The 12,150-nt window shown below is 70.4% G+C and carries 10 protein-coding genes; 5 read left to right on the plus strand and 5 right to left on the minus strand.

The genetic code is table 11. The features are described 5' to 3' along the window. The first annotated feature begins 43 nt into the window (after positions 1–43). Complete coding sequence (gene ligD, locus ABZ386_RS11025; protein ID WP_351333901.1) at positions 44–1,072, plus strand: non-homologous end-joining DNA ligase; 1,029 nt, start codon at positions 44–46, stop codon at positions 1,070–1,072. On the opposite strand, the gene ABZ386_RS11030 is transcribed toward ligD, so the two are convergent. Next, on the minus strand, positions 1,059–3,203 hold the full coding sequence (locus ABZ386_RS11030) for a family 16 glycoside hydrolase (protein WP_358964721.1): 2,145 nt from the start codon (positions 3,201–3,203) through the stop codon (positions 1,059–1,061). The genes ligD and ABZ386_RS11030 overlap by 14 nt on opposite strands. A 53-nt stretch (positions 3,204–3,256) precedes the next feature. After that, positions 3,257–5,746, minus strand: coding sequence for a ThuA domain-containing protein (locus ABZ386_RS11035; protein ID WP_358964616.1), 2,490 nt, complete (start codon positions 5,744–5,746; stop codon positions 3,257–3,259). A gap of 189 nt (positions 5,747–5,935) precedes the next feature. On the opposite strand from ABZ386_RS11035, the gene ABZ386_RS11040 reads away from it, so the two are divergent. Together ABZ386_RS11040 and ABZ386_RS11045 are read left to right on the plus strand one after the other, a co-directional pair. After that, positions 5,936–6,934: a multicopper oxidase domain-containing protein gene (locus tag ABZ386_RS11040; RefSeq protein WP_351333896.1), complete on the plus strand. Its 999-nt coding sequence runs from the start codon at positions 5,936–5,938 to the stop codon at positions 6,932–6,934. A 105-nt stretch (positions 6,935–7,039) separates the two neighbouring features. Beyond that, entirely contained in the window at positions 7,040–8,077 is a 1,038-nt protein-coding gene (locus ABZ386_RS11045) for a LacI family DNA-binding transcriptional regulator (protein WP_351333894.1), read from the plus strand. A 33-nt stretch (positions 8,078–8,110) separates the two neighbouring features. Here ABZ386_RS11045 and ABZ386_RS11050 read toward each other — a convergent pair whose 3' ends face one another. Continuing rightward, entirely contained in the window at positions 8,111–8,896 is a 786-nt protein-coding gene (locus tag ABZ386_RS11050; protein ID WP_358964617.1) for a VOC family protein, read from the minus strand. A gap of 227 nt (positions 8,897–9,123) precedes the next feature. On the opposite strand from ABZ386_RS11050, the gene ABZ386_RS11055 reads away from it, so the two are divergent. Then, entirely contained in the window at positions 9,124–9,369 is a 246-nt protein-coding gene (locus ABZ386_RS11055) for a WhiB family transcriptional regulator (protein WP_351333888.1), read from the plus strand. Between the two features lie 120 nt (positions 9,370–9,489). On the opposite strand, the gene ABZ386_RS11060 is transcribed toward ABZ386_RS11055, so the two are convergent. Together ABZ386_RS11060 and ddaH are read right to left on the minus strand one after the other, a co-directional pair. After that, positions 9,490–10,467 carry an acyl-ACP desaturase gene (locus ABZ386_RS11060; RefSeq protein WP_351333885.1) on the minus strand — a complete coding sequence of 326 codons (978 nt, stop codon included), beginning with the start codon at positions 10,465–10,467 and terminating at the stop codon, positions 9,490–9,492. A gap of 190 nt (positions 10,468–10,657) precedes the next feature. Then, positions 10,658–11,434: a dimethylargininase gene (gene ddaH / locus ABZ386_RS11065; RefSeq protein ID WP_355723928.1), complete on the minus strand. Its 777-nt coding sequence runs from the start codon at positions 11,432–11,434 to the stop codon at positions 10,658–10,660. Positions 11,435–11,765: 331 nt separating this feature from the next. Here ddaH and ABZ386_RS11070 point away from each other — a divergent pair, with 331 nt between their 5' ends. Then, entirely contained in the window at positions 11,766–12,143 is a 378-nt protein-coding gene (locus ABZ386_RS11070) for a hypothetical protein (RefSeq protein ID WP_355723931.1), read from the plus strand. The last annotated feature ends 7 nt before the right edge of the window (positions 12,144–12,150 follow it).

Below are 12,150 nucleotides of genomic sequence, written 5' to 3' on the forward strand. Positions count from 1 at the left end.
GCCCGATGTGCGAGGTATGCGGCGTACGCCTAGCGTGGCGAGCATGGGTGACGCGGTGGAACTGGAGGCGGGCGGCCGGACCGTACGGCTGTCCAGCCCGGACAAGGTGTTCTTCCCCGAGCGCGGTTTCACCAAGCTGGACCTCGCCCGCTACTACATCGCCGTCGGCCCCGGCATCCTGCGTGCCCTGCGCGACCGGCCGACCACCCTGGAGCGCTACCCCGAGGGCGTGAGCGGCGAGAACTTCTTCCAGAAGCGGGCGCCGAAGAACATGCCCGACTGGATTCCGACCGCCCACATCACCTTCCCCAGCGGCCGCAGCGCCGACGAGATGTGCCCGACCGAGGTCGGCGCGGTGGTGTGGGCGGCCCAGTTCGGCACGCTCACCTTCCATCCCTGGCCGGTCCGCCGCGACGACGTCGACCGCCCAGACGAGCTGCGCATCGACCTCGACCCGCAGCCCGGCACCGACTACGAGGACGCCGTCCGCGCCGCCCACGAACTGCGGGCCGTGCTCGACGAGTTCGGCGGACTGCGCGGCTTCCCCAAGACCTCCGGAGGCCGGGGCCTGCACGTCTTCGTGCCCATCGAACCCCGCTGGACCTTCACCCAGGTCAGGCGCGCCGCCATCGCCGTCGGCCGGGAGATGGAACGCCGGATGCCGGAGCAGGTCACCATCAAGTGGTGGAAGGAGGAGCGCGGCGAGCGCATCTTCCTCGACTACAACCAGACGGCCCGCGACCGCACGATCGCCTCCGCCTACTCCGTACGCCCCCGCCCGCACGCCCCCGTCTCCGCGCCCCTGCGCTGGGACGAGGTCGGGGTCGCGCACCCCCGGGACTTCGACCTCGGCACCATGCCCGCGCGCTTCGCCGAACTCGGCGACGTGCACGCGGACATGGACGACCACCGCTATTCGCTGGAGGCCCTGCTCGACCTCGCCCGCCGTGACGAACACGACCACGGTCTCGGCGACCTGCCGTACCCGCCCGAGTATCCGAAGATGCCGGGAGAACCCAGACGGGTACAGCCGAGCAGGGCCCGCAAGCAGGCGCCTCCTACAACTCCTTGATCCGGATGTCGCGGAACGAGACCACGTCCGTGGTGCCGTGCACCTGGAGCCCGATGTAGCCGGAGGCGAAGCGCCGCCCGTCCGTGCCCGGGTCGTCCGAGCGCGGGGGAGTGAACTCCTGGCCGCCGGTGTTGTCGAACTCGTTGATCAGCACGCCGTTGCGGAAGACCGAGTAGTGCTGGCCCTCCACCCGGATCTCGTAGTCGTTCCAGGTGCCCTTCTGCGTCACGCCGGCACCGGCCAGACCGACCCGGTCGAATCCGTAGACCGACCCCGTCTTGTACATGTCGCCGTCGGGCCGGTCGAGCACCTGCACCTCGTGCCCGTACTTGATGGCGACCCACTCGGGCCGGGACTCCTCCGGGTGGTCGTGGACCCACGGGAAGCGCACGAAGACGCCCGAGTTGGCGTTGCCGGTGCCGGGCGCGTCGTCACGCCACTGGAGCTTCAGCGAGAAGTCGCCGTACTTGCGCTGCGGGAACCACAGCATGCCCATGCCCGGTGTGGTGGTGCTGGAGGTGATCGTCCCGTCCGGGTTCAGCCCGAACGAACCGCCGCCCACGTGCTGCCACTTGCCCAGGGACTCCGCGCTGCCGTCGAAGAGCGCCCGGTAGCCCTCGGTCTGCCCCGGCTTGCCGATGCCCGACTGGCGGGCGGCCTTGCGGACGGCGTTGTACTCGCGCTGGTCGATCACGCCTTCCTTCAGCAGCGCGTCCAGGACGGACGTGACGTGCTTGAGGAACAGGGCGTGGGACGTCCACTCCTTCTCGTCCTCGATCAGCTCGCCGATCCGGCACCGGTTGTCGGTGACCCGGTTGCGCACCCCCGAGTCGACCGTGCCGACGAACACCGTCAGCCGCTCGTCGTACTCCGGGCAGTCGGGCGCCGGGACCCCGCCGGAGACGACCGTGAAGGTCACGGTGCGCGCCGCCGAGGTGTTGCCGGCCTTGTCGGTCGCCCGGTACGCCACGGTGTGCGCACCGGCCCGGTCCACCACCACCGGCGCCGAGTACGCCAGGTACGGCCCGCCGTCGAGCGAGTACTCGATCCGCTCGACGCCCGAACCGTGCGGGTCGGTCGCCGTGACGGTCACCCGGGCGCTGTTGACGTACGCCCCGTCGGAGTTCTTCGTGCCCTCCACGGTCACGCCCGTCACCGGCGGGGTGGTGTCCTGCGGCGGCGCGGCGACGACCGTGAACCGCACGCTCTTCTCGGCCGCCACGTTGCCCGCCTTGTCGGTGGCGCGGTAGCGGACCGTGTGCTCGCCCACCTGGTGCACCATCACGGGCGCCGTGTACGGCTGCCAGGCGCCGGAGCCGATCGCGTACTCGATCGTGTTGACCCCGGAGCCCGTGTCGGACGCGGAGACGGTGACCGTCGCCATGTCGACGTACGCCCCGCTCGCGTCGCGTTCACCGCTCACCGTCGCCGAGGTCTCCGGCGCGGTGATGTCGTCCGACTGCGGTGCCACGACCGTGAACGCGGCGCTCTTCTCGGCGGAGACGTTGCCCGCCTTGTCGAACGCCCGGTAGCGGACCGTGTGATCACCGACCTGGTCGACCACGACCGGCGTGGTGTACGGCTGCCAGGCGCCCGTGGTACCGAGCGCGTACTCGATCCGGTCGACACCGGAGCCGCCCTCGTCGGTGGCGTGCAGCGCCACGCTCGCGGAGCCGACGTACTGGCCCTGCGTGTTCTGCGTGCCGCTGACGTGCGCCGACGCCTCGGGCGCCGTGGTGTCCTCGCCCGTGCCCTCGGTCACCGTGAGGATGCCCTGCATCTGGCCGTGGCCCGGGATGGTGCAGTGGTAGAAGTACCGGCCGGGCGTGAGCGTGACCTGGGCGGTGTGCTTGCCGCCCTGGGCGTCGTTCGGGTTGGCCAGGATGTTGAGCTGCACATCGCTGTTGAACTCGGGATCGCTCGTCACGAACGTCAGCGTGTGCGGCATGCCCGTGGTGTTGCCGGTGGCCGTGCTGTTCTCGAAGACGATCGTGGCCTGACCGGCGACCGCCGTCTTCGGCGCCGACAGGTACTTGTCGATGTCGTTGCCGGCCGTCCAGGTGAGCACCTGTTCGGCGGCCTTCTGGCCGGGCTGCCCGGAGGCGGGCAGCGCCTGCACGCCGAGCAGCATCAGCAGGGCGGCCAGCAGAGCGGCCCAGACTCTTCGGTGCTGTAGATGCCGTGTCACTCGGTCCCCCTCGCCAGCTGACCGGCGGCCGGGGTCGGCCCGCCGCCCTTGTAGACGACCCGCCACAGGGCCGACTTGGAGTCCGAGGTGAAGAAGCCACGCCCGTAGTCGAGGACGTACAGCGCGCCGTCCGGACCGAACTTCCAGTCCATCAGGTTCTTGATGCCGTCGTTGCCGATCGGCACGATCTTCTTCAGCGACTCCGCGTGCACCGGCAGACCGCCGTCTCCTAGCGTCTTCGGGTCCATGAGCACCGCGTGGCGCGGCTGGTCGGCGTCGTAGAAGTCACCGACGAACCACTTGCCGTCCCAGTAGGCCGGCCACTTGACGGTGCTGTCGGCCGCGACCGCGTCGGACCGGTACACCGGCCCGTTCATGGCCGCCTGCCCGCCGCCCTTGAGCCACGGCAGCTTGTAGGTGGCCTCCTCCGGCTTGTAGGAGGGGACGCCGTTCGTGTCCCGCGGGTAGTCCGGCGCGCCGCCCTGCGGCGAGTACCAGATGTTGTTGCCGGTCACCGGCGGCAGGTTGACCAGTCCGTCGTTGTTCGGCGACTCGTTCTTCGGGTGGTCGCAGTCGTACCAGCCCAGCGGCTTGGACGGGTCCGGCAGATTGCGGTCGCGGTAGGGCTGCTTGTTGCCCATGCAGTACGGCCAGCCGCGGTTGCCGGCCTTGGTGATGGCGGCGAACGTGTCGTACTTGGCCGGACCCCAAGTCGTCGAGGGCGCGCTCGCGTCCGGTCCGACCCAGCCCGCGTACAGCACGTCGGTCGACTTGTCGACGAAGATGCGCGCCGGGTTGCGCACGCCCATCACATAGATCTCGCCGCGCGTCTTGCCGCCGCCCTCGTCGGTCTCCTTCCCGGTGAACAGGTTGCCCTCGGGCAGCGTGTAGGTGCCGTCCGGCTCCGGGTGGATGCGCAGGATCTTGCCGTTGAGGTTGTTGGTGTTGCCGGCGGTGCGGCGCGCGTCCGCGAACGAGACGCCCTTGTAGTTCGGCTCGGGGTTGTTGCCCGAGTAGCCGCCGCTGAAGCCGCTGGAGTTGTTGTCACCCGTGGCGATGTACAGGTTGCCCTTGGAGTCCCAGGCCATCCCGCCGCCGGAGTGGCAGCAACTGTGGATCTGCACCGGCCACTTGAGCAGCACCTTCTCACTCGACAGATCCAGCTTGTTGGTGGCCTGGTCGAGCGTGAACCGGGAGACCCGCCGCTCCGCCATGCGCGTCTCGCGGTTGATCCGCTCGTGCGGCGTGTAGTGCAGGTACACCCAGCCGTTCCGCGTGAACTGCGGGTCCAGCTCGATGCCGAGCAGCCCCTCCTCGACCTTGACCAGCTCGTCGCCGCCGCCCTTGTTGCCGAAGACGGTCAGCGCGCCGGCGAGGGTGACCTGCTTGGTCCTCGGGTCGTAGACGTGGATCTCGCCCTTGCCCTTGCCGATGTCGGGGTTGTTCCAGTCGGTGATCACCGGCTGCGAGGAGTCGGCACCGCCCCGGCCGATGTAGAAGACGCGGCCGTCGGGTGCGGTGACCAGTCCGTGCGGCTCGCCGATCTGGTCGTTCCGCCCCGGCTGGTTGGGCTTGGTCAGCCGCTCCGCCGCGTAGTTGGCGTTGATGGTCGCCTTGCAGTCGGCCTGCTCCAGCCGGGTCGTCCACATCAGAGCGCCGCGCAGATGGGCCCGGAAGTCGGTCTCGTCGTACGACGACACCGTGCCGCCCATGCCGGTGTAGAAGGAGCGGCCGCCGTCGTAGTCCCGGCACCAGCTGACCGGGTGGTCCCAGCCGCCCGCGCCCGTGCCCGGCTGGTACGTCGACTCCCGCACCCGGGCCACCGTGTGGACGTCGCCCGACGGGTTCTTCACCCAGTTCAGCCACTTGTCCGGGCGTTTCCACTGCACCGGCAGGTCCTTGGTCGCCGGGTGCCGGCGGTCACCGACCTCCACGGTCGCCCGCTGCACCGCCGCCGGGCTCGACGCGGCGGGGCGGGCGCCGACCAGACCGGTGAACCAGTCCGAGTACGGCTCCGCGCGCGCCGCGTCATGGATGCCGAGGAACCCGCCGCCGGCCTCCATGTACGCCTCCAGGCCCGCCTCCTGCTCCGGGTCCAGGACGTCGCCCCCGCCGGTCAGGAACACGATCGCGTTGAAGCGGCCGAGCCTCGTGTCGTCGGTGAACACCGAGGCGTCGCCGGTCGCCTGGACCTTGAAGCGGCGGTTCGCGGGGCCGGTCAGCCCGATGTCCTCGATGGCCTCGATCGCGGCGTTCACGACCGGGGACTCCTCCCCGGCCGCGGAACCGTGGAAGACCAGCACCCGTACGTTCGCGCCGCCCGGCGGCGACTTGATCGACATCGTTGTCAGGGGTGGTTCCGGATACGGACGAGCACTCGCGGCGGGCCCCGTCAGCAGCCCCGCGGTCACGACACCGGCGGCCACCGAGGCCGCCCAGACGCGTCTTCTCCTGCTCAGCCCTCTGCTCAGCCCTCGTAAGTGCATGGGCACCTCCTCGGTCACGGCAACACCGCCAAGGAAGCTAAACCCCTTTGCTCATCCCGCCAATACCTATGACCGGGATGGCACCAACTTTGTCTTGAGTGTGGATAAACGGGAGTGCGGCCGGTACCGTCTCACAGGTTCATCACAGGTACGCCTCCGTAAAAGCCTTACCAGGGTGGGGAGTTCCGCATGGACAGACGCAGCTTCAACCGGCGCGTGCTGCTGGGCGGCGCGGCCGTCGCGACATCGTTGTCCGTGGCACCGGAGGCCATCAGCGCCGACGGACCGGCGAAGACGGCACCCGCCGGAGGCGAGGTGAAACGCATCAAGCTGTACGCCGAGAAGCTGGCGGACGGTCAGATGGGCTACGGCCTGGAGAAGGGCAAGGCCACCGTCCCCGGCCCGCTGATCGAGCTCAACGAGGGCGACACCCTGCACATCGAGTTCGAGAACACCATGGACGTGCCGGTGAGTCTGCACGTGCACGGCCTGGACTACGAGATCACCAGCGACGGCACGAAACTGAACCGCAGTCACGTCGAGCCGGGCGCCATCCGCACCTACACCTGGCGCACCCATGCCCCCGGCCGCCGCAAGGACGGCACCTGGCGGGCGGGCAGCGCCGGTTACTGGCACTACCACGACCACGTCGTCGGCACCGACCACGGCACCCAGGGGCTGCAGAAGGGCCTCTTCGGGCCGGTCATCGTCCGCCGCAAGGGAGACGTCCTGCCCGACCGCACGCACACGGTCGTCTTCAACGACATGCTCATCAACAACAGGCCGCCGCACTCCGGGCCGAACTTCGAGGCCACGGTGGGCGACCGGGTCGAATTCATCGTGATCACGCACGGCGAGTTCTACCACACGTTCCACATGCACGGTCATCGCTGGGCGGACAACCGCACCGGCATGCTGACCGGCCCCGACGACCCCAGCCAGATCATCGACAACAAGATCACCGGCCCGGCCGACTCCTTCGGCTTCCAGGTGATCGCGGGGGAGGGGGTCGGGGCCGGCGCCTGGATGTACCACTGCCATGTGCAGAGCCACTCCGACATGGGGATGGTGGGGCTGTTCCTGGTGAAGAAGCCGGACGGCACGATCCCCGGCTACGACCCGCACGAGCACGGAGAGCACGGAGAGCACGGGCAGCACACGGAGCATCGGGAGGGGCACGAGCACTGACGGACACCTGAGCCGGGCCGCTCTCCGAGGCGTGCGGAGAGCGCTCTCACGTGTGCCCGGACCCGGGGCTATCCTGATCCGCAGCCGCAGGTGAGGAGCCCCGAAGTGACCGACACAGCGCCGCGTCCCACCCTGGAGGCCGTGGCCGCCCGGGCCGGTGTCTCGCGGGCCACGGTGTCCCGTGTGGTCAACGGCGGGGACGGTGTGCGGGACATCCTCGTGGAGCGGGTCCGCAAGGCCGTCGACGAACTCGGGTACGTGCCCAACCAGGCCGCCCGCTCCCTGGTGACCCGGCGGCACGACGCGGTCGCGGTGGTCGTCGCCGAGCCGGAGACGCGCGTGTTCGCCGACCCGTTCTTCGCGCTCCAGCTGCGCGGCATCAGCAAGGAGCTGACGGCCTACGACAACCAGCTCGTCCTGCTGCTCACGGAAGGCCGGGACGATCACGCCCGGGTCGGCCGGTACCTCGCCGGCGGACACGTCGACGGGGCCCTCGTGTTCTCCCTGCACCTCGACGACCCGCTGCCGGAGCTGATCCAGCGGGCCGGTGTCCCGACCGTGTTCGGCGGGCGGCCCGGCTGGAACGGCGACCGGCGCGGTGTGGTGTACGTCGACAGCGACAACCGGGGCGGTGCCCGCGACGCCGTCCGCCACCTGGCCGGCCTCGGCCGCACCCGCATCGCGCACATCACCGGCGCGCTCGACCAGACCTCGGCGGTGGACCGGCTCGACGGCTACCGGGACGTCATGGTGGACGCCGACCCGCGGCTGATCGTCGAGGCCGACTTCACCCCGGCCGGAGGGGAGCGCGCGATGCGTGAACTCCTCGACCGCTGCCCGGACGTGGACGCGGTGTTCGCCGCCAACGACCTCACGGCCTCGGGAGCCCTGCGCGTCCTGCGGGAAGCCGGGCGGCGGGTGCCCGACGACGTGGCCGTGATCGGCTTCGACGACATGCGGCCCGTCGCGGAACAGACCGACCCGCCGCTCACCACGGTCCGCCAGGACATCGAGGAGATGGGCCGCCTGATGGCCCGCCTCCTCCTGCGCGGCCTCGACCGCGCCACCCCCCGCGAGGGCGTCGCCGGCACCCCGTCCAGCGTGGTCCTGCCGACGACACTGGTGCGGCGGGCGTCCGCGTAGAGCGCCGGATTCGCGGAAACCAGGACGGCGGCTCTAGCCGGGTTGCGGCTCGCTGCGGATCACCGCGAAGCGCGCCCCGTACGGGTCGGCGAGCTTGGCGACGCGGCCGACTCCGGGGACGTCACTCGCGGGCATGCGGACCGTGCCGCCCAGCTCCTGCGCCCGGGCGACGGTGGCGTCCGTGTCGCCGACCTCGAAGTACGGCAGCCAGTAAGCCTCCTGCTCGCCCGGGTCGTCGGCCAGCGGCACCACACCACCGAACATGGCGTCCTCGCCCTCCCCGGCCGGGTTGAACGTCGTGTACGTACCCCCGGGGAAGTCGACGCCGGCCGTCTCCAGACCGAGCACGGAGTGGTAGAAGGCGGCCGCGGCCGGGACGTCCGCCGTGTACAGCTCGACCCAGCACAGCGAGCCGGGTTCCTGGACGACCTCCAGGCCCCTGTTCCGGCCCGGCTGCCACAGGCCGAAGGGCACCCCGGCCTGGTCGGCGAGGAGCGCCATGCGGCCCAGGTCCTGGACGTCCATGGGCTGCAGCAGCACCGCGCCGCGGGCCTGCTCGGCCGCCCGCGCCGTGGCGTCCGCGTCCGGGGCCTGGAAGTACACCGTCCAGGACGGCGGGCCCTGCTCCGGTGTGGTCTGCATGCCCCCGGCGGCGGTCCGGCCGCCGAGCTGAAAGAGGCCGTACCCCCCGACCTCGGGCCCGCCCGGCTGGAACCGCCAGCCGAACAGGCCGCCGTAGAAGGCGGCGGCGCCGTCGATGTCGGGTGCGCCGAGATCGATCCAGTTCGGAGCACCGGTGACAAAACGGGTGGTGAGCATCGTCGCCCTCCTCGCACAGGGTCCCGTCGTCTGTGCTGCGAGTCTCGCACCGCCCACTGACAACCGCCGCCGGAGCGCCGGGCCGCCGGACGCGTTTCACTCGTTCCCGCGCGCCGCCGTGCGCCGGCCCGTCCGGCAGGCCACCATCGAGGCCGGCCCGCGGCCCGTGAACGCGTGTTGATCCCGCGTTGATCGAACGTTTCGCGCCGTCCGGAACGCTTCCGGACATGCCCATCGACACCATCACCTCCCCCGAACTCGCCTGGCAGCAGGAGGCGCTGTGCGCGCAGACCGGGGCGGAGTTCTTCTTCCCCGAGCCCGGCAGCTCGGTGCGGGAGGCGAAGCGGATCTGCGGTCTGTGCCCCATCCGGCCGGCCTGCCTCGAGTACGCGCTGAGCAACGACGAGCGCTTCGGCGTCTGGGGCGGCCTGTCGGAGAAGGAGCGTCTGGAACTGCGGCGCACGTCGCACTAGCCGCACGGACGCCTGCCGCCCGGCGGCAGGGGTTCTGACCGGAGGGGCGCCCCGGGACGCCGTGAGGCCCCGACCGCTCGTGCCGGTCGGGGCCTCGGGGCCGTACGTGGCGGGTCGCCGTCAGGCGCCGGCGCGGGCCGCCATGCGGGCCTTGCGGGCGGCCAGCTTCTCGTCGAACTTCGACGCCTCGGAGTCCAGGCCGTCCATGTACAGGCCGAGCTCCTCCTGCGCCTTGCGGCCCTCGGGGCCCAGGCCGTCGATCTCCATGATCTTCAGGAAGCGCAGCACGGGCTGGAGCACGTCGTCGTGGTGGATGCGCAGGTTGTAGACCTCGCCGATCGCCATCTGCGCGGCGGCCCGCTCGAAGCCGGGGATGCCGTGGCCGGGCATCCGGAAGTTCACGACCACGTCCCGCACGGCCTGCATGGTCAGGTCGGGGGCGAGGTCGAACGCGGCCTTGAGCAGGTTCCGGTAGAAGACCATGTGCAGGTTCTCGTCGGTGGCGATCCGGGCCAGCATGCGGTCGCAGACCGGGTCGCCGGACTGGTGGCCGGTGTTGCGGTGCGAGATGCGGGTGGCCAGCTCCTGGAACGCCACGTAGGCGATCGAGTGCAGCATCGAGTGGCGGTTGTCCGACTCGAAGCCCTCGCTCATGTGGGACATCCGGAACTCCTCCAGCTTGTCCGGGTCCACCGCGCGCGAGGTGAGCAGGTAGTCGCGCATCACGATGCCATGCCGGCCCTCCTCCGCGGTCCAGCGGTGCACCCAGGTGCCCCAGGCGCCGTCCCGGCCGAACAGGGAGGCGATCTCGTGGTGGTAGCTGGGCAGGTTGTCCTCGGTCAGCAGGTTGACGACGAGCGCGATGCGGCCGATCTCGGTGACCTTGGACTGCTCCTTCTCCCAGGCCTCGCCGTCCTCGAAGAGGCCGGGGAAGTTGCGCCCGTCGCTCCACGGCACGTACTCGTGCGGCATCCAGTCCTTGGCGACCTTCAGATGCCGGTTGAGCTCCTTCTCGACCACTTCCTCCAGTGCGTACAGCAGCTGAGCGTCGGTCCAGGCGCCGGCGGGGCTGCCGAGGTGGGGAGTGGTGATCGTCATGGACTCTCCAGGGGGACATGCGTACGAGCGGTATGCGGAAACCTACGGCATCGTAGGCTACGTTTCCGTAGGTTACGAGGCCGTAGGTTAAGGACGCTGTAAAGGTCCCTGATCAGCGGTGTCGTCCGCACGTGAGCCATGTCCTCCGGATGTGCAGGTCGGCGGCCGGACGCGCGGCCCGCTCAGCCGCTCAGACGTACAGCTCCCGCAGCCGCACCGAGAGACATGTCACACACCCTTCGAGCTTCTCGAACTCGCTGATGTCCACGACGACCGGTTCGTACCCGAGGTCGGAGAAGAGTTCCGCGGTCTTCGGCGCGCTCGCCGCCATCAGCAGCTTGTCGCCGCCCAGCAGCACCACGTGCGCCCCCGACTCCTCGGGCACCGGCAGGAAACGCGCGAACAGCGACGGCGCGTCCATCTTCGGGATGTGCCCGATGACCGTCCCGTCGGGCAGGGCCGTGACCGCCGTCTTCAGGTGCAGCACCTTGCTCACGGGCACGGCGACGACCCGCGCGCCCAGGGGCTCGAACGCGGCCCGCAGCTGCTGCACGCCGGCGGCGTTGGTACGGCCGCCGCGGCCCACGTACACGGTGTCGCCGACCTTCAGGACATCGCCGCCGTCCAGCGTGCCCGGCTCCCATATCCAGTTCACCGAGCAGCCCAGGCCGGCCACGGCCTCCTCGACCCCGGCGGTCTCCGCGCGCCGCGACTCGGCGCCCGGGCGGGCGATCAGCGCCACGTTCCTGTACATCACGACCGTGTCCTCGACGAACACCGAGTCCGGGCAGTCGTCGGCCGGGTCCACCTCGGTGGTCTCCCAGCCGTGCGTGCGCAGCGCCTGCACGTACGCCTCCCACTGCTCGACCGCGAGGTCGGCGTCGACCCTCTCCCGCTCGATGTGGGTCACCAGCCCTTCGGCGAGTCGCGGGCTGGGGCGGCGGACGAGGGCCTTCTTGCTGGGCACGAGCTGACTCCGTATCGGATGGGACGTGTCTGGACGGCACCGACGGAGCTTCCGGGATCGACCGGAGCGCATCGGGCGTCGGCCGACCATCATGCAGGGCGAACGGGGGAGAGGACACCCCCGGGGGAGGGGCCGGGGCGCCCGGCACCGCACCGGACGGCGCCTCGACGGGTCAACGCCCCCGCCCCCGGCATCCCGTCGGAGTACCCGATCAACAGTCATGCGGATCATTCACCTCGCCGGAGCCGTGTCGATCTTCCGACGGGTCGTTAGTCGTAGTGCTCCGGCCGTCACGGCCGGAAAACGATCCAGCGGAAGGAAACCGACACAGATGTACGGCACGCGGCGCATGGCGGTAGTGGCCTCGATCGTGGGGATGCTGATGGCCGTCCCCGCCGGCATGGCCACGGCCCATGCCGGTGACGGCGACGCGGGAGCGGGCGGAGTGCTCTCCAACCTCTCCGGCAGGAACTCCTCCGGACACGCCAACCTCTGCGGAACCGGCAAGGTGGCGCTCTTCAAGGAGCGCACCTGTGTGACCGAGGACGACGGCAAGGGCGGCGGCGACCAGGCGGGCCCCAGCGGCGGTGTCCTGTCCAACCTGCTCTTCGCCCGGAACGCCTCGGGCCACAGCAACAACTGCGGCAACGAGACGGTGGCGGTGTTCAGCAAGACCACCTGCGTCACCGCGGACCGTTCCGGCCACTGAGCAGCCG

The sequence above is a fragment of the Streptomyces sp. NPDC006140 genome (genome assembly GCF_040628815.1).
GTDB lineage: Bacteria > Actinomycetota > Actinomycetes > Streptomycetales > Streptomycetaceae > Streptomyces.

Excerpts from the sequence above, each read along its gene's own strand:
- ligD (WP_351333901.1), top strand. The coding sequence starts at position 44 with ATGGGTGACGCGGTGGAACTGGAGGCGGGCGGCCGGACCGTACGGCTG.
- ABZ386_RS11030 (WP_358964721.1), bottom strand. The coding sequence starts at position 3,203 with ATGCTGCTCGGCGTGCAGGCGCTGCCCGCCTCCGGGCAGCCCGGCCAG.
- ABZ386_RS11035 (WP_358964616.1), bottom strand. The coding sequence starts at position 5,746 with ATGCACTTACGAGGGCTGAGCAGAGGGCTGAGCAGGAGAAGACGCGTC.
- ABZ386_RS11040 (WP_351333896.1), top strand. The coding sequence starts at position 5,936 with ATGGACAGACGCAGCTTCAACCGGCGCGTGCTGCTGGGCGGCGCGGCC.
- ABZ386_RS11050 (WP_358964617.1), bottom strand. The coding sequence starts at position 8,896 with ATGCTCACCACCCGTTTTGTCACCGGTGCTCCGAACTGGATCGATCTC.
- ABZ386_RS11055 (WP_351333888.1), top strand. The coding sequence starts at position 9,124 with ATGCCCATCGACACCATCACCTCCCCCGAACTCGCCTGGCAGCAGGAG.
- ABZ386_RS11060 (WP_351333885.1), bottom strand. The coding sequence starts at position 10,467 with ATGACGATCACCACTCCCCACCTCGGCAGCCCCGCCGGCGCCTGGACC.
- ABZ386_RS11070 (WP_355723931.1), top strand. The coding sequence starts at position 11,766 with ATGTACGGCACGCGGCGCATGGCGGTAGTGGCCTCGATCGTGGGGATG.